The sequence below is a fragment of the Rhodococcus sp. WS3 genome (assembly GCF_003797085.1).
GTDB classification, from domain to species: Bacteria; Actinomycetota; Actinomycetes; order Mycobacteriales; family Mycobacteriaceae; genus Rhodococcus_F; species Rhodococcus_F globerula.
On record NZ_RKMA01000001.1, the window covers coordinates 2835311 to 2856900 of the forward strand.

At 63.7% G+C, this 21590-nt stretch carries 11 protein-coding genes; 8 read left to right on the top strand and 3 right to left on the bottom strand.

The window, feature by feature from the left end; all coding sequences use genetic code 11:
- Positions 1-300: 300 nt before the first annotated feature.
- The 7 genes from EEB13_RS12865 to EEB13_RS12895 all read left to right on the top strand — a co-directional run bounded on the left by EEB13_RS12865 (position 301) and on the right by EEB13_RS12895 (position 12881).
- Positions 301-2187 carry an alpha/beta hydrolase-fold protein gene (locus EEB13_RS12865; protein WP_033235160.1) on the top strand — a complete coding sequence of 629 codons (1887 nt, stop codon included), beginning with the start codon at positions 301-303 and terminating at the stop codon, positions 2185-2187.
- A gap of 118 nt (positions 2188-2305) precedes the next feature.
- The gene (locus EEB13_RS12870; RefSeq protein ID WP_045066344.1) at positions 2306-2857 is read left to right on the top strand and encodes a DUF732 domain-containing protein; all 552 of its coding nucleotides are present in this window, start codon (positions 2306-2308) and stop codon (positions 2855-2857) included.
- Positions 2858-2860: 3 nt separating this feature from the next.
- Complete coding sequence (locus tag EEB13_RS12875) at positions 2861-3814, top strand: cutinase family protein (protein ID WP_095888091.1); 954 nt, start codon at positions 2861-2863, stop codon at positions 3812-3814.
- Positions 3815-3969: 155 nt separating this feature from the next.
- Positions 3970-4245, top strand: a complete 276-nt coding sequence (locus tag EEB13_RS12880) for a hypothetical protein (protein ID WP_033235158.1) — start codon at positions 3970-3972, stop codon at positions 4243-4245.
- 164 nt (positions 4246-4409) lie between these two features.
- The gene (gene fadD32 / locus EEB13_RS12885) at positions 4410-6299 is read left to right on the top strand and encodes a long-chain-fatty-acid--AMP ligase FadD32 (RefSeq protein ID WP_033235157.1); all 1890 of its coding nucleotides are present in this window, start codon (positions 4410-4412) and stop codon (positions 6297-6299) included.
- Positions 6300-6336: 37 nt separating this feature from the next.
- Complete coding sequence (gene pks13, locus EEB13_RS12890; protein ID WP_141485405.1) at positions 6337-11343, top strand: polyketide synthase Pks13; 5007 nt, start codon at positions 6337-6339, stop codon at positions 11341-11343.
- The gene (locus EEB13_RS12895) at positions 11340-12881 is read left to right on the top strand and encodes an acyl-CoA carboxylase subunit beta (protein ID WP_045066350.1); all 1542 of its coding nucleotides are present in this window, start codon (positions 11340-11342) and stop codon (positions 12879-12881) included. Before pks13 ends, EEB13_RS12895 begins: the two co-directional genes overlap by 4 nt.
- Before the next feature lie 63 nt (positions 12882-12944).
- On the opposite strand, the gene EEB13_RS12900 is transcribed toward EEB13_RS12895, so the two are convergent.
- The gene (locus EEB13_RS12900; protein WP_045066351.1) at positions 12945-13877 is read right to left on the bottom strand and encodes a LysR family transcriptional regulator; all 933 of its coding nucleotides are present in this window, start codon (positions 13875-13877) and stop codon (positions 12945-12947) included.
- Positions 13878-13951: 74 nt separating this feature from the next.
- Here EEB13_RS12900 and EEB13_RS12905 point away from each other — a divergent pair, with 74 nt between their 5' ends.
- Complete coding sequence (locus EEB13_RS12905) at positions 13952-14872, top strand: DMT family transporter (RefSeq protein WP_141485406.1); 921 nt, start codon at positions 13952-13954, stop codon at positions 14870-14872.
- Positions 14873-14878: 6 nt separating this feature from the next.
- Here EEB13_RS12905 and EEB13_RS12910 read toward each other — a convergent pair whose 3' ends face one another.
- Both EEB13_RS12910 and EEB13_RS12915 read right to left on the bottom strand, forming a co-directional pair.
- Positions 14879-18112, bottom strand: coding sequence for an arabinosyltransferase domain-containing protein (locus tag EEB13_RS12910; RefSeq protein WP_410055751.1), 3234 nt, complete (start codon positions 18110-18112; stop codon positions 14879-14881).
- Positions 18113-18252: 140 nt separating this feature from the next.
- Positions 18253-21534: an arabinosyltransferase domain-containing protein gene (locus EEB13_RS12915; RefSeq protein WP_410055752.1), complete on the bottom strand. Its 3282-nt coding sequence runs from the start codon at positions 21532-21534 to the stop codon at positions 18253-18255.
- Between the last annotated feature and the right edge of the window lie 56 nt (positions 21535-21590).

Below are 21590 nucleotides of genomic sequence, written 5' to 3' on the forward strand. Positions count from 1 at the left end.
TCCGAGAGGAAGACCGGAACGGCACTTCTGTTTTGGAGATGCCGTAAACAGGAACTTCGGTAACAATTGCACCACCAGTAACAGCGCGGCAACCCCTAGTCGGAGTCGTTTCCGTGTAGAAAGAGTTTCGACAGGGCTCTGGTCGCCGAGGTGGTGTGCGAGGCAGAGATGCCTCGCCGCGTAGGCACTGAACACGTGAGATACCGAAGACGTGAGACACCGAGTACGTGAGATACCGAGTACGTGAAACACCGGGTAGTAAGACACGCGGACCGGAAGTAAGGGAAAGAGAGTGAACTCATGCGAGTAGGCCTTGCCAAGCGGGACCGCAGTCGGTCCTTCGGGACCTATAGAACCAAGGTCGTCGGAGCGCTGGCAGCACTGCTGGTTCTGCCGATCGCAGCAGGTCTGACCACGGCAGGTACCGCTGCCGCTGCGCCGAGCCCGGCTCTCACCGCGCCCGCCGCAACCCAGAACCAGGGCGGCGCCACCGTCGGCAAGGTCGAATGGCTCAGCGAGCGCCGTGTCGCACTGTGGATCAACTCCCCGTCGATGGGAATCCCCATTCAGGTTCAGATCCTTCTGGCCCGCGACTGGAACGTGAACCCGTCGGCAACCTTCCCGTCCGTCTGGATGCTCGACGGCCTTCGCGCCACCGATATCGAGAACGGCTGGACCGCCGAGACCGATGCCGAGTCGTTCTACGCAGACAAGAACGTCAACGTGATTCTCCCCGTCGGTGGACAGTCCAGCTTCTACTCCGACTGGCTCGAGGCCGACAACGGTGTGTTCTACCAGTGGGAGACGTTCCTCACCAAGGAACTTCCGTCCATCCTCGAGAACGATTGGCGCACAACGCAGACCCGCGGCGTGGTCGGTCTCTCCATGGGTGGCACGGCCGCGATGTCTCTTGCCGCGCGCAACCCCGGATTCTTCAAGTTCGCCGCGTCGCTCTCGGGCATCCTCACTACGACGTCGCTCGGAATGCCGCAGGCAATCCAGTTCGCGATGAACGACGCGGGCAAGTTCAACTCCGCAGCGATGTGGGGCCCGCCGTCGAACCCGCAGTGGGCAGCCCACGATCCGTACACCCAGGCCGACAAGCTCAAGGGCGTCAGCCTGTACGTCTCGAGCGGTAGCGGCACCACCGGACCGTACGATCAGCCGTCGGGAATCCCCGGTGTCAGCACCAACTACGCCGGTATGGGCCTCGAGATTCTTGCGCGCCTGACCTCGCAGACATTTGCGACCAAGCTCAACTCGCTCGGCATTCCCGCGCAGATCAATTACCGCCCGTCCGGCACGCACTCGTGGCCGTACTGGCAGTTCGAGCTTCATCAGCTGTGGCCGCAGCTCGCCAACGCGCTCGGCACCGACGTGGAGAAGCCGGCATGTGGCGCTTCGGGTGCCATCGCGGCAACCGCAGCGGCAAACAGCTGGATCGGTGACTGCGTCACAGCCGAGTACAGCGTCGCGGGTGGCCTGGCTCAGGACTTCCGCAACGGCCGCATCTACTGGACCTCCGGCACCGGCGCTAACCCCATCGCGGGCCGTATCGCCGGTGAGTACATGAACACCGGCGCAGCTGCCGGCCCGCTCGGCTTCCCGACCACGCCTGAACTCGGAACCCCCGACGGTCAGGGACGGTTCAACCACTTCCAGAACGGCTCCATCTACTGGACCTGGTGGACCGGCGCACACGCCGTCCGCGGAGCGATCCTCAGCGAATGGGCAGCACAGGGCTACGAGGGTGGCCCGCTCAAGTACCCCACCGCAGCGGAGATCGCGACCCCCGGCAAGGCCGGCGCCGTGCAGGGCTTCGAAATCGGCGCCATGTACAACAGTGCAAACGGCACGTACGCCGTGCTCGGCATGATCATGGGCAAGTACGGCGAACTCGGTTGGGAAAACGGATGGCTCGGGTTCCCGAAGTCCAACGAAGTGGCGATCAAGGACAACGGTCGCTTCACGGAGTTCGACGGCGGCAACATCTACTGGAGCCCTGCAACGGGCGCCTGGTCCGTCGCCAACGGCCCGATCTTCGACGGATGGAAGAGTGTCGGCTACGAAGGCGGCAAGCTCGGATACCCGCTCAGTGACAAGTTCGACATCCCCGGTGGAACTCAGCAGAACTTCCAGTTCGGCTGGATCACGGTGATCGACGGCAAGACCGAGATTCACCCGTAGGACGCAACGTACGACACACAACGCACGGCGGGCGGGCCCGATCACGGATCGGTGCCTGCCCGCTGTGCGTTGCGTAACCTGATGATGGACTTTCGACTGAAGGCAAGGACGGACATTGATGTCGCTTTTCTCGGGTAACCGAAATACTTTTGCGCGCGCGATCGCAGTGGGCTCTCTGACACTGATCGCCGGTGGGATGCTCGTCGCTTGTGGAAGTGACGACTCGACGGTCACCTCCACCCCGACCACGACGTCCGTCGCGGCATCGTCGTCGGCTGCGAGCAGTTCGGCTTCCGCGAGCGCGACCACAACGGCGTCCGCAGCGCCCACCAGTCCCGGAGCGGCCGCTACGGCTCCGCCGGAGCAGCCCCAGAGCATCGAGGGTTTCCCCGGTCCGACAGAAGTAGAGGTCAACCCGCAAGCACAGGCATTCCTCGACGGTTTGAAAGCCAAGGGAGTTACTCCCGAGGGTGACGGCAGCATCGCGATCAACACGGCCAACTACATCTGCGCCGCGAATGTTCAGGGCACCTCGGACGAGGAGATTCTTGCGTTGGTGACGGCCGTCGTGGGTTCCGCGGCGACGGATGGCACTGCGATCACGTCAGAGCAGGCCACCGCCAACGCTCAGATCTACATCGATGTCGCCAACGCCACATTCTGCAAATAGATGATGGCGCGAGGCGGAAAGCGTCGGGGTTGCCTGGTCCCGCTGCTGATCATTCTGGTGGTCGCTGCCGTGGTGATCGGCGGTTGGTACATCCTTGCCGGGCGGGTGCCGACACCCGAGCCGTTGCCACCCGGACCGGAGAAACCGGCGTCGCAGCCGGCTAGTTGTCCCGATGTCCAGGTAGTTGCCATCCCTGGAACCTGGGAGTCCAGCGCTGCCGACGATCCGTATGCTCCGGCGGCAAATCCGGCTTCGTTGATGCTCAACGTCACGGGTCCTTTGCAGAATCAGTTCGACGCTTCACGTGCGGATGTCTACACGGTTCCTTACGTTGCGCAGTTCTCGAATCCGGTGGCGTTTCCGCCGGACGGGCAGCAGTCGTACAACAACAGTCGGGGTGCGGGAACTGCTGCCACCAACGACTTTCTGGTGCAGCGCCATGCCGAGTGCCCACTGACGAGTTACGTACTCACCGGCTTCTCGCAGGGCGCGGTCATCGCCGGTGACGTAGCCGCAAGTATCGGCAACGGGACGGGCGCAGTGCCGGCAGATCTGGTGCTCGGTGTCGGCTTGATCGCGGACGGGCGTCGTGATCCCGCGTACGGAATTACCGTTGGCCCAAGCGTTGCCGGTGTGGGTGCCGAGCTGTCGCTGAACGGTTTGAAGTTGCCGGGTCTGACGATGACGGGTCCCCGTGAGGGTGGGTTCGGCAAGCTGAACGACCGCACCTATCAGATCTGTGCGCCGAGTGACGGAATCTGTGACGCCCCGGCAGGAGCGATGAATCCGGGCAACCTCATGACGTCGCTGCCGCGTTTGGCGGAGTACTACAACAATCCTGTGCATGCCATGTACAACTCCTTCCAAGTTGATTCGGAGGGCACGACGGCGACCCAATGGGTGGCACAGTGGGCAGCGGACATGATCAACGGTGCGCCGACGCCGCCGCACAGTTGATCCTTTTTGTCTGGCTGGGGTGCGTCGGCGAGTAGTCTGCTGGATTGGTCGTGGCAAAGTGCGACCACTGCTCGCCTGGTCCTCTAAAGTGCTGTCACGAACGTGACTGGCGAGTAAGTTCGGATGTTCCAGCCTTGACTACGAAGGAGTGATCCATGGGTTCCACCCACAGCCTTGGTGCGCGTCGCGCGCCCCGGCTCGCAGTTCGCTGCAGGGTGGGGATGATCACAACTCCAGGTCACGGCATCCCGCGGGGTGCAGCGGTGGAGCGCACGCGCGGCGCCCCGGAGCCGCCAGGCTCTGCGTGCCTGGCAGTCGGCACTTTCGAGGAGTGCGAATCGGCTGTGTCGACGCCGCTGGACACGATCGCCACGATCGGTTCTTCGCTCGCCACGATCCCTGAGGCCGAGCACGCGCGGCGATGCGGATGATGCCGATCTGTAACATATCGATGGTTTGGGATCGATGAAGTGATTCAGGTGAGTTGCGCACGTAGTGCGTTTCGATTGATTGACGATATACCCGAGAGAGCGAAGGAAGTCTGGGGCGCAAGCATGACCAAAAATGCTTGTGTGATCGCTTCGGAGGAGATGGAATGAACGCGCTGTTCGATGGTTTTCTCGACGAGAAGGGCCGGATTCGCCTGAAAGAGGGCTTCACTCTGGTCGACTACGTCGAGCAACACTCGCGTGTGAACGCGGACGAGCTCGCGTACCGCTACATCGATTACTCGCGTGAGCGTGACGGTGAAGCACAGGAGCTGACGTGGCACCAGTTCGGTGTACGTCTGCGTGCTGTTGCCGCCCGCCTCCAGCAGGTCACCAAGCCTGGCGACCGCGTGGCGATCCTGGCACCTCAGGGTCTCGACTATGTCATTTCGTTCTTCGCGGCCATCCAGGCCGGTTCCATCGCCGTTCCGCTTTTCGATCCGGACGAGCCCGGCCACTCCGATCGCCTGCACGCCGTTCTCGGGGACTGTAAGCCGTCGGCAATCCTGACTGCCGGATCATCGGCCGCAGGTGTGCGTGCGTTGTTCCGTTCGCTGCCCGCCGCCGAACGCCCGCGCATCATCGCCGTCGACGCCATTCCCGATACCGTCGGCGAAACCTGGGTTCGCCCCGATATCGGCTTCGACGACATCGCCTACCTGCAGTACACGTCGGGTTCGACGCGAGTTCCGGCCGGTGTGGAGATCACCCACCGTGCTGTCGGCACCAATGCACTGCAGATGGTCGACTCCATCGAGCTCACCGAAGATTCACGCGGCGTCACCTGGCTGCCCCTGTTTCACGACATGGGTCTGCTGACGGTCATCCTGCCTGCGTTCGGTGGAAAGTACATCACCATCATGAGTCCGCGCGCCTTCGTTCAGCGGCCCAACCGCTGGATCAAGGAACTCGCGGCGGCCTCCGACGGTGCAGGCACCTTCGCGGCCGCCCCCAACTTCGCTTTCGAGCATGCTGCTGCCCGTGGCCTGCCCAAGGACGGCGAGCACCTCGACCTGAGCAACGTCATCGGCCTGATCAACGGCAGTGAGCCGGTCACGACGGCGTCGATGCGCAAATTCAACGAGGCGTTTGCGCCTTACGGTCTCCCCAAGACGGCGATCAAGCCGTCGTACGGCATGGCGGAGGCGACGCTTTTCGTGTCGTCGACCAAGCATTCCGACGAGGCCAAGGTCATCTACGTCGACCGCAACGAGCTCAACAACGGCCGCATGGTCATCGTCGATCAGCACGCCGACAACGCCATCGCGCAGGTGTCCTGTGGATACGTCTCACGCAGCCAGTGGGCCGCCATCGTCGACCCCGAAACGCAGACCGAGGTCCCCGACAACCACGTCGGCGAGATCTGGCTGCACGGCGAGAACATCGGCGTCGGTTACTGGGGCCGCCCCGAAGAGACCGCCGAGACGTTCCACAACACGCTGACCAACCGCCTGCCGGAAGACAGCCACACCGACGATCTGCCGCTGGACGCGCACTGGATGCGTACCGGCGACTACGGCGTCTACGTCGACGGCGAGCTGTACATCACCGGTCGCGTCAAGGACCTGGTGATCGTCGACGGCCGCAATCACTACCCGCAGGATCTCGAGTCTTCCGCTCAGGACGCGAGCCCCGCATTGCGTCCGGGCTTCATCGCGGCGTTTGCCGTTCCGGCAAACCAGTTGCCTGCCGTCGTCTTCTCGAATTCCCACTCGGGTCTGACGTTCGACGACGACGATTCCTCGGAGCAGTTGGTCATCGTTGCCGAGCGTGCACCCGGTGCCGGTAAAGCCGACCCGCAGCCGATCGCGGATACGGTCCGCGCCGCGATCTCGACTCGTCACGGTGTGACCGCACGCGACATCCTGCTTGTTCCGGCCGGTTCCATTCCGCGTACGTCCAGCGGCAAGATCGCTCGCCGCGCGTGCAAGGCAAGCTACATCGAGGGGACGCTGCGTGGTGGCTATCAGCAGACGGCATTCCCCGATAGCGTTTGAGGAACATCCCCTTCATGATCGGTAGCTTGGTGAGTTGATGGTTGAACAAGATGGTGCGCAGGACAGTTCCGTAGACGTGAGCGCTACTGCTGACGCGAGCGGTGTCGACATGAGTGTCGCGCAGCTCCGTGAGTGGTTACGCAACTGGATCGCCGACGCGACCGGTCAGCCGGCCACGACGATCACGGACGATCGTCCGATGGAGGAGTTCGGGCTCGCATCACGTGATGCGGTTGCCCTGAGCGGCGACATCGAGGATCTGCTCGGAATCACACTGACTGCCACCGTTGCGTATCAGCACCCGACCATCGCGTCGCTGGCCACTCGGATCATCGAGGGCGAGCCCGAGGTGCCGGAAGAGAGCGTCGACGCGTCGTACTACGCGCCAGGCGCCAGCACGGATGCCCACGACATTGCCATCGTCGGCTTGTCGACTCGTTTCCCCGGCGCCGGACATACGCCGTCGGAGATGTGGGAGATGCTGTCCGCGGGCCGCGACGGCATCAGCGACCTGCCCGAGGATCGTTGGGTCGAGTTCAAGTCCGATCCCGCTCTCAAGGCCGCGATCGAGAACGCCAACACCAAGGGCGGCTACCTCGACGACGTCAAGGGATTCGACGCGGAGTTCTTCGCGATGTCCCCGCTCGAGGTCGTCAACGTCGATCCGCAGCAGCGCCTCGCTCTCGAACTGACCTGGGAAGCGCTCGAGCATGCGCACATTCCCGCGAGCGATCTCAAAGGCAAGCAGGTCGGTGTCTTCATCGGCAGTTCCGCCAACGACTACCAGCTGCTCGCGGTCAGCGACCCCACGAACGCACACCCGTACGCACTGACGGGAACGTCGACGGCCGTCGTCGCGAACCGTGTCTCGTACTTCTTCGACTTCCGCGGGCCGTCCATCGCACTGGACACCGCGTGCTCGTCTTCGCTGGTCGCAGTGCACGAGGCTGTGCGCTCGCTGCGCAGCGGCGACTCCAACATCGCTCTTGCCGGCGGCATCAACATGCTGCTGGCCCCTCCCGGAACTCTCGGGTTCGATCAGATCGGCATGCTCGCTCCCGACGGCAAACTGCGCGCCTTCTCGGCTCAGGCACAGGGAATCGTTCGCAGCGAGGGCGGCGGACTTGTTGTGCTCAAGCGTCTCGAAGATGCCGAGCGTGACGGCGATTCCATCCTTGCCGTCATCGCCGGTTCCGCCGTCAATCAGGACGGCCGCTCCAACGGACTGCTCGCACCCAACCCGGACGCTCAGGCCGACGTGCTGCGTTTTGCGTACCGCGACGCCGGCATTCTGCCGAGCACCGTCGATTACATCGAAGCTCACGGCACCGGCACCGATCTCGGTGATCCCATCGAGGCCGACGCGCTCAGTCGCGTTGTCGGGCGTGGACGTGACGACAACAAGCCGGCACTGCTCGGCAGCGCAAAGACCAACTTCGGGCACCTCGAGGCCGCAGCCGGTGCTGCCGGACTGATCAAGGTTGTCCTGGCGATGCAGGAAAACAAGATCCCCGCGACGCTCAACTACCTGGGCCCGAACCCGCACATCGATTTCGAGAAGGCGCACCTGCAGGTGACGCCCGAGGCCACCGAGTGGCCCCGCTACACCGGCAAGGCCATCGCCGGTGTGTCCGGCTTCGGTTTCGGTGGAACCAACGCGCACGTCGTGGTGACGGAGTACGTCCCGGCAGCCGCTGTTGTTTCGGACTCCGATGCTGATCTGGATGTCGAGACTCTGGATGTCGAGACCGAAGCCGCCGGTGTTCTTGCCGACGCAGCGCAGTCGATGGGGCTCGTCGAAGACCAGACGGTTGTGCTCGCGGTTTCCGGCGCATTGCCGTCGCGTCGTCGCCGCGCGGCCGCTGATCTGGCGGACTGGCTCGAAACCGAAGAGGGCAGCACAACGCCGCTGGTGGATGTCGCGCGCACACTCTCGCGTCGTAATCACGGCCGCTCACGCGCCGCCGTTGTGGTCAAGACTCGTTCCGAAGCCATCAGCGCCCTGCGCGCCGTTGCTGCGGGAAAGCCCGCTGCCGGTGTGTTCTCCGCCGACGCACCGTCGCCCAAGGGCGCGGTGTGGGTGTTCTCGGGCTTCGGTTCGCAGCACCGCAAGATGGCCAAGCAGCTGTATCTGGAGAACTCGGCGTTCAAGGCAGCCGTCGACGAGGTCGACGTGCTGATCCAGGACGAGGCCGGGTACTCGGTGGCGGAGATGTTCCTCGACGATTCGTTCGAGTACAACGTCGAAACCGCTCAGGTCGCGATCTTCACCATTCAGGTCGGCCTGGCCGCGCTGCTGCGTCATCACGGCGCCGACGCCGACGCTGTTGTTCCGCACTCGATGGGTGAGGCTGCGGCGGCCTACGTGTCCGGTGGCCTGAACTTGGAAGATGCTGTCCGTGTTATCTGTTCGCGTTCGCGTCTGATGGGCGAAGCCGAGGGCGCTCTGGTCGGTGACGACATCCGCCTGATGGCTCTGCTCGAATACAGCGCGACCGAGATCGAAGCGCTGCTGCCTACGTATCCCAAGCTCGAGGTCTGCGTGTACGCGGCGCCGACGCACACGGTGATCGGTGGACCGCAGCCCGATATCGAGGCAATCGTCGCCGCCGCTGAGGCCGACGGCAAGATGGCTCGCGTTCTGCAGACCAAGGGTGCAAGCCATACGTCGCAGGTGGATCCGCTGCTCGGCGAACTGGCTGCCGAGTTGGCCGGTATCGAAGCGTCGACGTTGAAGGTGGGCGTCTACTCGTCCGTCGATCAGGACACGTTCTACAAGGCCGGCCACGAGCCGATCCACCAGGAAGCGTACTGGGTCAAGGGACTGCGCCACAGTGTGTACTTCACCAACGCTGTGCGTCTGGCAGTTGCCAACGGCCACACCACGTTTGTGGAACTTGCTCCCAATCCGGTGACCTTGATGTCCGTCGCCGCAACGGCATTCGATGCCGGCCTGCACGACATGCAGCTCATCCAGACGCTCAAGCGTAAGGAAGACGAGTCCGTCGGCGTGCTGTCGGCTTTGGCTCAGCTGTACGTTCACGGTCACGCTGTGAATCTCGAATCTCTGCTTCCCGCAGGTGAATTCGCAGTTCTGCCGCGCACTGCTTTTGTGCGCAAGCCGTACTGGCTCGACATTCGGGTCAATGCGGGCGGCTCGGGACGCGTTCCCGGTTCGCACGTTGCCCTGCCCGACGGCCGCCACGTGTGGGAAGCCGACGCATCCGTCGTCTCCGACCTGGCCGCTCTGGTGACTGCCGCTGCAGCTCAGGTTCTTTCGGATGTGACGCTCACCGCGGCCGTCCCGCACGGCGAGCTTTCAGGCGCCGCGACGGTCACCACTACGCTCAACCCGCACCCGGGCGGAGCGTCGGTGCAGGTGCATGCCCGCGAGAACGGCTCCTTCCGGTTGCTGTTCGACGCGGTTGTCACGTCGGGTGAGGCTTTGCCCGAGCTTGTCGTCGCCGCACCGGCCCGTCCGACGGGCGCTATGGAAGCTCTTGCCGAGGTAGTCGAAGATGCCGGCGACAAGTGGGATCCCCACGGTTCGCAGAGCCTCGACGACCGTCTGAGGATCGTTGTCGCGGAATCCATGGGTTACTCGCCGGAAGATCTGCCGGCCGAGGTTCCGCTCATCGAACTCGGTCTCGATTCGCTCATGGCGATGCGCATCAAGAACCGCGTCGAGTACGAGTTCGACATTCCGCAGTTGCAGCTCCAGGCAGTCAAGGATGCAAGCCTGCTCGAGGTCAACAAGTACCTGCGCTACGCCATCGAGAACCGCGAAGAGGTTCAGGCGATGGCCGATCAGCAGGCTGCCGAAAAGTTGGCGGCGGATGCCGGCGACGTCGAGGTGGTTTCGGCGTCGGCTTCGGTTGAGCTCCCGGTGGAGATGCCTGCTGCCGATCCTTCCCGTGCGGGCACTGCGGACGACGCAGGTTCCGACGTCCCGCCGCGAGATGCCGCTGAACGCTTGACGTTTGCGACGTGGGCAGTGGTCACCGGCAAGTCGGCCAAGGGCATTTTCAATGCTCTGCCCACCGTCGACGACGATCTGGCACAGAAGTTGGCTGTCCGGCTGTCCGAGCGGGCCGGCGGCGAAGTCACCGTCGACGACGTACGTGGTTCCGGCACGATCGAAGACCTTGCGGACGTTGTGCGTCAGTACCTCGAAGACGAGGGCAAGATCGACGGAGTGGTGCGTATTCTGCGCGGCCGCCCCGAAGGTTCCACTGCCGTACCGGTATTCGTGTTCCACCCGGCCGGTGGATCCACCGTTGCGTACGAACCACTGCTCAAGCGTCTGCCTGCCGGCACGCCGATGTACGGGTTCGAGCGCACAGAAGGCCCGATCGAGAAGCGCGCCGAAGAATACGTGCCGTTGCTCCGTGAAATTCAGGGTGACGGACCGTACGTCTTGTGCGGTTGGTCGCTCGGCGGCGTGCTGGCGTATGCCGTCGCAGCCATCCTGCGCAAGCAGGGGGCCGATGTGCGGGTTGTCGGCATGCTCGACACCGTCATGGCCGGCGAGGACGTTCCCGACACTGCTGAGGAGCGACGGAAGCGGTGGGAGCGGTACGGAGCCTTCGCGAAGCGCACCTACAACCTGGATGTCCCACTGCCCGTGGATGTTCTGGCAGAAATCGAATCCGATGAAGATCAGATGCAGTTCCTGATGGACATGATCAAGATGAGTGGCGTCAAGATCCCCGGCGGCATCATCGAGCACCAGCGGACGTCGTTCCTGGACAATCGCGCCATCCAGACCGCCAAGTTCCAGAGTTACGACGGCGACGTCGTGATCTACATGGCAGACAAGTACCACGACGAACTGATGACGCTCGAGCCTGCGTTCAAAACCCGTAAGGCAGACGGTGGTTGGGGCAGCTACGTGAAGAACCTCGAGGTCGTCTACATCGGCGGGGATCACCTGCAGATCGTGGACGAGCCGTATATCTCGAAGGTCGCGGCAGACCTCACCACCAAGCTGGCCCAGATCGAAACAGCCCAGATCAAAGCAGCGGAAACCGGAGTTCAGAAGTGACGACAACCACCGCGGAGAAGCTTGCTGAACTCCGCGAAAAGTTGGAGAAGGCAAAGGAACCCGGCTCCGCCCGGGCCATTGCCAAGCGCGACGAGGCAGGGCACAGCACGCCCCGTCAGCGCATCGACATGCTTCTCGATCCAGGCAGTTTCATCGAGATCGGCGCGTTGGTCAAAATGGCGGGCGAAGGCAATCCGTACAGCGACGGCGTCATGACCGGACACGGAACCGTCGACGGGCGCCCCGTCGCTGTATTTGCGCACGATCAGACGGTGTTCGGCGGCGCTGCCGGCGAGATGTTCGGCCGGAAGGTCGCCGCTGTCAACGACTTTGCCCTCAAAGTGGGCTGCCCGGTCGTCGGCATCAACGATTCCGGTGGAGCCCGAATTCAGGACGCGGTCTCCTCACTTGCGTGGTACGCCAACATGGGTTCACGTCAGGAGCCTTTGTCCGGCGTGTGCCCGCAGATTTCGGTGATTCTCGGAAAGTGTGCCGGTGGAGCGGTATACGCGCCGATCAACACCGACGTCGTGGTTGCCACCGAAGAGTCCTACATGTTTGTCACCGGCCCCGACGTCATCAAGTCGGTGACCGGCGAAGAGGTCAGCCTCGACGACCTCGGTGGAGCGCGCAAGCAGGCAGAGAACGGAAACATCCATCACGTCGCCCCGGACGAGAAGGCTGCGTTCGAGTGGGTGCGTGAGTACCTGAGCTTCATGCCCTCCTCATGGCAGGAGAAGGCGCCGCTCATCAATCCGGGCCTCGAACCCGAGATCACCGAGACGGACCTCGAACTCGATGCCTTCATGCCGGACGCGGACAACGCCGGCTACGACATGCACGACATCATTCTGCGGATCTTCGACGACGGCACCTTCCACGAAATCGGAGCCCAGGTCGCGCACAACGTGATCACCGGGTTCTCCCGCGTCGACGGCTTGCCTGTGGGGGTTGTCGCGAATCAGCCCACGTACCTCAGTGGTGCCCTCGATGCGGCGAGTTCCGACAAGGCCGCGCACTTCGTCCGCCTGTGCGACGCGTTCAACATCCCGCTCGTCTTTGTCGTCGATACACCGGGTTTCCTTCCCGGCGTCGATCAGGAAAAAGTCGGCGTCATCAAGCGCGGCGGGCGTTTCCTGTTCTCGTACATCGAAGCCACTGTGCCGAAGGTGACCGTGGTAGTTCGTAAGGCGTACGGCGGCGGGTACGCCGTCATGGGTTGCAAGCAGCTCGGCGCCGACATCAACCTCGCGTGGCCGACGGCGCGTATCGCTGTGATGGGCGCCGAGGGTGCCGTCAACATCATGGGCCGCCGTCAGCTTGCCGAAGCGGGCGACAACGCACCTGCCGTGCGTGCGCAGCTGATCAACTACTACAACGAGTTTGTCGCGACGCCGTACATCGCGGCTGAGCGCGGATACATCGACGCGGTGATCGAGCCCTCACAGACGCGTCTCGAAATCCGTAAGGCTCTGAAGTTGCTCAAGGACAAGACGATTTTCAAGAACCCGCGCAAGCACAACTTGATGCCGCTGTAACCGTTCAGTTGTCGCGGCCCGGTACTTCTTTTCGAAGTGCCGGGCCGTTGTCGTTGAATTGTCCTAGTCAACCGTGTCCTGTGCCGTATCCAGCGCTGTATCCAGGGCATCGAACTGTTCACGCAGCGCCTCGATCGCTGCCCGCACAGCGGGCCGCTCGCTGTCGGTTCGCCAGGCCACGTAGATGTCGCGTCGCAGCGGCGGAAGAGTGTCGCGCATCCGAACACCTACCGGTGGTATCACTCTCGCGAGACGCGGAATCAGCGCTACGGCAAGCCCTTGCGCCACAAATTCCACTTGCGCGGGGAACTCGGCTACCTCGTAATCGATTCGTGGGTCGAATCCTTGTGCGCGCAAGACTCTGACGGTGAAGGTGTGGAAATCCGTGCCGCGCGTCCAACTCGCCCACGCGTGGTCCGACAACTCGCGCAGCGCAACAACCTTGTTCTCCGCCAGCGGATGTGACGCGGGGATGGCGACCACCGCGACGTCGTCGTACACCGGGGTGAACGAGAGCCCGTCAGGGAGTTCGATGGGCAGAGTGCTCCAGCTGTCGACCACAACAACATCCAGGTCGCGGCGGATGAGGGCGGGGAGAAGTTCCTCGGATTCCCCTTCGGTGAAGGTGATTTCGAGCTGGGGATGCGCCCGTTTGATCTCGGCGACAGCTTTCGGCAGCACCGTCCGACTGGGAGAGACGAGTGCACCCAGGCGCAGTCGTCCCGTCACCTCGCTGTGCAGCGACGCGATTTCGGCTTCGGCCTGCGCGAGGACCGAGAGAACCTCGGCGGTTCGCCGGGCGAGGACGCGGCCCGCTTCGGTGAGCCGTACCCCGCGGCCTTGGGGAACGAGGAGCGCCACACCAACTTCGCGCTCGAGTTTGTTCAGCTGTTGTGAGATGCCCGACGGCGTGACGTGCAGAGTGCGCGCGGCAGCGGCAACTGATCCGTTTTCTGCGACGGCGTGCAGGGCACGCAGCCTTTCGAGGTTCAACACGGTAGTAATGCTACGCAATATGCGATCCGAATATTTGCTTGTGCTGAATAGTTAGCGGCAGGAACATTGTGGGAGTGACCACCTTGACCTCGCCCACGCGCACGCCCACCCGAATTACTCAGGCTCGCTTCGATCCTCGATTACTGGTCATCGGCGGCGCCGCTGCTATCTCCGTCAGTTCGATTCTGATCAAACTGGCAGATGTGTCGCCGTCGACGGCGGTCTTCTTCCGGTGTTTCCTGGCCTTGCCGCCGCTGGCCCTGCTGGCGTGGCGCGAGTATCGACGGGTGGGAATGCCAACCCGAAGGGCGCTGGTGCTGCAAGCATTGGGCGGCATCCTGCTCGGGCTGGACTTTGCTCTGTGGTCGCAGTCGATTCTCATGATCGGCGCCGGGATAGCAAGCGTCGTCGTGAATGTGCAGGTGATCGTGGTGCCCGCACTGTCCTGGCTGGTGTTCGGCAATCGCGTTCCGCTGCGCTTTCTGTTTGCGTTGCCCTTCATGTTCACCGGAATTGCCTTGGCGGGCGGTGTGTTCGGCGGCGCAGCGGCCGGGACGGATCTGCTGTGGGGAACAGTGCTGTCCCTGATCTCCGGAATCGCCTACGGCGGCTACATCTTCGTTGTCGGCCGGATCGGCGCGGCCGACCGTGCGGCGAGTCAGGTACTGGTGTCGACAGCCTCGGCAGGTATTGCCGGTTCCCTGATCGGATCACTGTGGGGACAGATCGATTTCACCCCCGGCTGGGAAGCGTTCATCTGGCTGGCCGCTCTTGCTCTGGTCGGCCAGGTGTTCGGCTGGATGCTGATGGGCTATTCGCTACCTCGGCTGCCTGCGGAGGTGGGTGCGACGCTACTGCTCATGCAGCCGGTACTCGCCGTGCTGCTGGCGGTCGTTCTCCTGGGTGAACGGCCAAGTGCTGCGCAGCTACTCGGGTGCGTCGTAGTTGTCGGAGCGGTCTCGGCCGTCTCCGTACGTCGCAACCCGAGTAGGTAGTGCAGGCTAGTGCACCCGCATCTCGCCGGGCATCCACATGCCCGAGCGGGTTGCGGTGCCCGTCTCCACGTCTGCGGGAACGGCATTCGGGAAGTACCGGTCGTAACGTTCGAGAGATCCCCAGTCGCGGGCCCAGTCGTTCTTCAGGTACGTCGGGACTGCCGTGGCCTCGGCCAGGACCTCGGTGAACCCGAGCGGCCCGCCGTTGTCCGCGGACTGCCACGTGTCGGTGGAACTGACAGCCAGTGGCCGGTCCGGGAGGATGCGGAAGTTCGGCATCTCCGCGACGCCGTTCACATGCGAGAACGGACGCTGGCACGGGAACTGAAGGCCGACAGCCCAGTCCAGGAGAATCGGCTGCTCGCTGCCGAGGTACGAGTTGAGCGACTCGAGCTTCGGCACGCGCGGCGGCGTGAACGCCATCCACTGATCGCCGGTGAGGTTGGGATCGAAGGCAACCACGCGGACGGCGTCGGCGTCGGTGGCGAGTTCGTCGATCGGGATACGAACGTTGCGCCACGACGGCGCCGGCCCGATGTCGCGGGGCATGTACGAACCCTGCAGTGCCACTGTCCCGTCCGGCTGCGTCTTGCCGTACTCGACCAGCAGTGACTGGCCGTAGGTCACCGCTCCGGTGTTGTCGACGGACCAGACGCGTCCGGCTACCGACATGACAACGAGTGGAGATTGTTCACTGCGAGCAGGTAATTGGTACCAGCTCGAGATCAGTGACGCCGGTTCCTGCACGCCGGCCTGGTAGCTGCCCATGATGGGCGTGGTGGCCGGGTCGAGGCCGTAGGGGAGTTTGGCGGTGGACCCGTTGACGCCGATATTGCCGGTGCCGCCGCTGGTTCCGGAGTCCGAACCGGTTTCGAATGTGGGGCCGACGCTTTGGGTGTCGGTGTTTCCCATGCCCTGCTTGACTTCGATGTAGTCCGCGGTCAGATCGGTGGGAACACCATTGGCGGAGAAGCCCTTCGCCTCTTCGCCGGCCAAGGGGTCTTCGGCATTGAATCCAGGGCCGGGGATGGGCGCCAGGTTGCCGGAGTTGACGTCGGTCTCGGCCAACACGTCTTCGGCCATGCCGCAGGTTTTTCCGGCGAGGGCTTCGATGTTGCTACGGCCCAGTGAGTATGCCGGGTACTGGGAGACGGCGCCCTTGAGGAGAGAGAGGACTTCGAAGAGCACCATGAGGCCGGCGATCACGGTCAGAGGTGCTGCGGCAAATTTTCGAATCCGCTTGCCCTTGACGGTGTTCGGCTTTTCCGGTGCCGCCGCAAATCCCTCACGCAGGTACTGCCAGGCCGCGACGGCCAGAGCGAGCCCGAAGAGTGCGAGGAACAGGGTGTTTGATTCGTGTCCGCTCAAGGAAACAGTCTTGTCGAACCACGGCACACCGTAACTCGAGACATACCAGTAGCCGTTGATGCCGGCAAAGGTCAACGCCAGCATCAGGAGCAGGCCGGCCACGAACACCGAGCGGTTGCGGCGCGATCGCAGTGCCGACGCGGATACAGCAACAGCTGTCAGTGCCGCGAGCGAACCGGCGATGCCGGCGTACGCACCGAAGTGGTGAGTCCACTTGGTGGGGTTGAACATCATGAAGAAGATGGTGCCGAAGACAACTCCGACCAGACGCCACGACGGACCCGTAGCGGCGCCGGGAACCCGGCCGCGTCGGAGCAACACGAAGAGCGTCGTGAAGAGGCACAGGATCATCGTCAGGAAGGCGAATCGGCGGGCTACCGAGCCGTCGACCGTGTCGACAAAGAGGTAGTAGTACCGCAGGAAGTCTTTGTACCACTCGAGATTCGGTCCGATGATGGTCCGGACGCGGGTGGCCTCGAGAACGCCGGCCAGCGTCTGATCAGCAAAGATGACGACAAGCACCAAGGTTCCGGCCGCCGCGATCGGTGCAAGCAGTGGCAGTGTGCCGACCTCACGGTGACGCTTCACGACGATTCGGATGAGGGGCCGGATACCCGCGAGAAGTGCTGCGATACACATCAATCCGGTGGGGGCAGCAGCGAGCGTGAAGGCGCCGATCAGCACTGCAACGGCAGCCGGGAACAGTCGGCCGGTCGCGATGGCGCGCTCGATGGAACACCACGTCAGCAGGGCGCCGAGCGCGACGATGGGCTCGGGTCGCAGACCGTTGTTGTAGGCGAGCCAGAATGCGAGGAAGACCATCCCGCCGGTCCACAGCGCGACGTTGCTCCGGCGGACCGCACGTCCGAGGCGTGGAACAACTTCACGGCTGATGACCATCCAGCACAGGATTCCGGCAATCAACGCGGGCAGGCGCATGAACGGGCTGGCCGTCGAGATCTTGGCCATCACCGCCAGCACGTCGTAATACCAACCGAACGGGGCTTCGGGGACGCCGAACCAGCGGAAGTAGTTGGCCATGTATCCGGCGTCGGGAGCAACGCGGGCCATGGTGAGGAGATAACCGTCGTCGGACGTGTTTGCGCCGATGAAGTGCCACAACGTCAATGTGCCGACAACAACGCCGTCGAGTCCGGAGAACTTCCACCAGCGTGCGGGGAGGAAGCGGCGGTGAGTGCGGCCGTCGATTCCGTCGAGCTTGGCGAGGGCGATCAGCGACACGATGGTGGACAAGACGGCCACGATCATCGCAACCAGCTTGAGCGTCGTCGGACTGGACGAGAACCGGGAATCGACGGTCATCGAGAATCCGAGACCCTCGGGGGCCGCGCCGTCGGGGAGGTCGCTGAAGACACCGACCACCTGGGGGCGGAAGTCGCCGTCGAGTTGTCCACGAACGGGGTTGCCGTCGGGGTAGGTGAGTCCCTCGAATGCTGCGGCGGTCCGGTCGACGTCGGAGTTGAACGTGATGGCGGTGCAGCGGCTGGACTCGACGTCCTCACGCGAAGCCGACGCCACGACGACATTGCGGTCAAGGACGTCGACGTTGCTTTCGGACACACGCACGAACATGGAACTGAGGGCCGCACCGTCGCCCTGAGCGGGGGCCGTGGACATGAGGATGCCGCCGCCCGCGGGAAGGGAGCCGACAGCGGTGCAGGGTATCGACGCGTTGATGTCGATGGGGACCTGAGCCATCAAGGGTGCCTCGACGTCGCCGATGACGCCGTTCTGCGGCCAGTTGACCGCTGCCGTCGTCTGCACCACAGGAAGAAGCGGGGTGGCGAGTGCCAGAACGAATCCGATGAGGCCCGCGATTATCGCGATCAATCGCGTTTGTCGGAAGCGCATCCGTGCATCCGGACGGGATGGCGGCGAACTCGGAGTTAAGGGTGGCACTGTGGCGACGTCTGGCACGGCTACCGATGTTATGCGAGTGTTACCCGTGGACCTACCGTGCCCGGGAGGTTTGGTAGGTCCACCGGTAACAGTTATGACTGGTAACGAATCGGACCTGGTGTCCAGGTGCCCGAACGGGTCTCGGTTGTCACGTCGATCTGAGCGGGTTCCGCCGCCGGATCGAGCGGTGTGTACTGCTCGAGCGAACCCCAGTCGCGATCCCAGTCGTTGTCGAGATACGTCGGCAAGGTGCGGGCTGCGAGCAACTCACTGGTCCAGCCGAGCGGACCGCCGCCGTAGTGGTCCTGCCAGGCATTGGTGGACTCCGCACCGATGCGATCGGGAAGGATGCGCCAGTCCGGAACTTCGGCCACGCCGTAGAGATGATCGACCGGACGCTGGCACGGGAACGCAAGACCCACAGCCCAGTCCATCAGTACCGGATCGGTGGATCCGACGACGCTCTGCAGAGTGCGCATGTCGGAAACCCGCGGCGGGGTGAGTGCAACCCACTTCTCGCCGCCGATGTCGGAGTCACTGGCGATCACACGCACGGTGTCGGCATCGGCGGGGAGCTGATCCATCGGGACACGCAGGTTGCGCCACGACGGAGACGGGCCGATATCGATCGGATCGATCTGGCCGAGCGCTGTCACGCTGCCGTCGGCCTGCGTCTTGCCGTATTCGACGTGGACAACTGCACCTGGTGTGACGATGCCGTCGGTGTCGACGTAGCGGATACGCCCGGCGGCAGCGATGGTCAGCAGCGGCGCCGCGTCACTGCGCTGCGGCAAGGCGTACCAACCGGTGGTCAGGGAAGCGGCTTCCGACGAGCCGAAGCTGCCGAGAACCGGAGTGGTCGCGGGATCGAGGCCGAACGGGAGCGCAACGTTGCTTCCGTTGATTCCGGCCGTCGACGCCGATCCGCCTCCGGTACCGGCGCCCGTTCCCGGGGTGGTGGTGCCGTTTGCCGACGTGGTGGTGTCGAGGCTGTTGGCGCTGCCGGCAGCCTTGTCCTCGGCATCTGCGGTCAGGTCGCTCGCCACTCCGTCCGGGGTGAATCCTGTTGATTCGGTTGCCCCGAAAGCGCCTGCGCCTGCCAGGTCGGCGGGGCGGTCGATCAGCTGCAGAACACCGGTATCGGGATCGGATTCGACCAGGACCTCACCGGCGAGGCCACAAGTTCCGCCGAAGACGGATTCGACGTTGGATTTGCCGATCGAGTACGCCGGATACTGCGCGACCGCGCCCTTGACCAGGGACAACACCTCGAACAGCACAACCGCGCCTGCCGCGATCGTCAACGGGGACGCTGCGAGCAGGCGAGCTGTCCGGCCGTTGTTCTTCTTCGGAGTCGACTTCTCGAGGGGTTCACGAACGTGGAACCACGCAGCCAGCAGCAACGCGAGAATCGTCAGGCCGAGGAACGCGGTGGAGAAGCCCTTGCCGGCGATGGACGGCGGCTTGTCCCACCACGGGACGCCGTAACTCGAGACGTACCACCAGCCGTTGGAGCTGGTGAACGCCACGGCCAGGATGAACAGGATGCCTGCGGCAAAGAGCGCGCGGTTCCGTTTGGAACGCATGCTCGACGCGCTGACTCCCACCGCGGCGAGCACGGCCACCGTTGCTGCCAGCCCCGCATACACGCCGAAGTGGTGAGTCCACTTGGTCGGCGTGAACTGCATGAGGAGCAGCGACGCGAACACGATGCCCAGGATCCGGCGCGACGGCCCGATCGCGGTGCCGGGAATCCGGCCCTTCCGCAGGATCAGCATGACGCAGAAGATCAGTCCGACGATCATCACGAACATGCCGAAGCGGCGTGCCAACGAGCCGTCGGGGGAGATGGTCATCAGAGCGTCCCAGCGAACTCGCTCCTCGAACCACGGGACGTTGGGGCCGATAGCTGTTCGCACCCTGGTCGATTCGAGCACCGTTGCCAACGTCTGATCGGCAAACACCGCAACAAGTACGACAGTTCCGGCCGCGAGGACCGGCATGATCTGCGAGAAGAAACCCACTCGTTTGCCTCGGGCGATCAAGATCTGCACGATGGGGCGCGCCCCGGCAAGCAGTGCACCGATCGCGATGAGTCCCGACGGGCCGGCAGCGAGGGAGAACGCGGCAATCAGCACCGCAACCGCCGCAGGCAGCAAACGGCCTGTGGCAACGGCACGTTCGATGGAGCACCACGTCAGCAGAGCGCCGAGCGCGATGATCGGTTCGGGACGCAAACCGTTGTTGTACGGCAACCAGAACGCCAGGAACACGAGGCCGCCGGTCCAGATGGCAACCTTGTTGCGGCGCACCGCAACACCGAGCCGCGGGATCACCTCGCGGCTGATCACCATCCAGCACAGGATGCCGGCGATCAACGCGGGCAACCGCATCCACATGCTGGCAGTACTCACCTTGGTGAACGCCGCGAGGACGTCGTAGTACCAACCGAACGGTGCCTCGGGAACACCGAACCAACGGAAGTAGTTGGCCATGTATCCCGAATGTTCCGAAACCCGGGCCATGCCGAGGAGGTATCCGTCGTCGGACGTGTTGGCGCCCACCACATGCCACAGCAGGAGCGTGCCGATGACCAGGCCGTCGACGCCCGTGAATTTCCACCACCGCGCCGGGAGGAACCGTCGTGCGCGTCGGCCGTCGACGCCGTCGATCCGGTGCAGCGCGTACAGCGAGACGATCGTGGAGAGTGCCGCGACGATCATCGCAAAGAGTTTGAGAAGTGTTGGGCTGGAAGAGAATCGGGAGTCGATGTCCATGTTGACGGACAGGCCCGCAGGTGGAGCGCCTTGCAGATCGGTGAAGATGCCGACAACCTGCGGACGGTAGTCGCCGGTCAGGGTTGTAGTAAGGCCGTCGATTCCGGTGACGGTGGCGACGGTCTGCTGGTAGTAGCTGGTGATGGTCAGCGCGGTGCATCCGGTGAGTTCGCCCAATGGCGCCGAGATCAGGACCGATTCGCGGGCGATGGCCTCGAGGCGATCCGCGGTGGTCCGAACGGTCAGGCCGCGCGCATCGCGGTCGGGCGCACCGTTCGGCATGGTCGAGACCAGCGTGCCGCCGTCTTCGCCGAGCTGGCCAAGTGCGGGGCACGGGATGGTGATGTCGAGGGAGGTCGGGGAGTAGGAGATCAGCGGCGCCGAGACGCTGTTCAACGACCCGTCCTGCGGCCAGCTGACACTTGCTGCCTTCTGATCGACCGGGAGGAACGGGGTGGCGAGCGCCAGCAGCATGCCGAGCAGACCGGTGACGATCGCGATGATTCGTGCCTTCTGCACCCGTTGGGCATCCGACTCGGGGCGAGCGTCGGGGCCAGTGGGGGGAGACTGCGGGGGCACTACTACGTCAGACGGCACAAGGAACGATGTTAGGCGAGTGTCGCCCGTTACATCCTGAGAGACGACTTAAGGAA

Bases quoted from the DNA above. Each gene is read 5' to 3' on its own strand.
- EEB13_RS12910 (WP_410055751.1), bottom strand. From the start codon at position 18,112: ATGCGCTTCCGACAAACGCGATTGATCGCGATAATCGCGGGCCTCATC.
- EEB13_RS12865 (WP_033235160.1), top strand. From the start codon at position 301: ATGCGAGTAGGCCTTGCCAAGCGGGACCGCAGTCGGTCCTTCGGGACC.
- pks13 (WP_141485405.1), top strand. From the start codon at position 6,337: ATGGTTGAACAAGATGGTGCGCAGGACAGTTCCGTAGACGTGAGCGCT.
- EEB13_RS12875 (WP_095888091.1), top strand. From the start codon at position 2,861: ATGGCGCGAGGCGGAAAGCGTCGGGGTTGCCTGGTCCCGCTGCTGATC.
- fadD32 (WP_033235157.1), top strand. From the start codon at position 4,410: ATGAACGCGCTGTTCGATGGTTTTCTCGACGAGAAGGGCCGGATTCGC.
- EEB13_RS12870 (WP_045066344.1), top strand. From the start codon at position 2,306: ATGTCGCTTTTCTCGGGTAACCGAAATACTTTTGCGCGCGCGATCGCA.
- EEB13_RS12880 (WP_033235158.1), top strand. From the start codon at position 3,970: ATGGGTTCCACCCACAGCCTTGGTGCGCGTCGCGCGCCCCGGCTCGCA.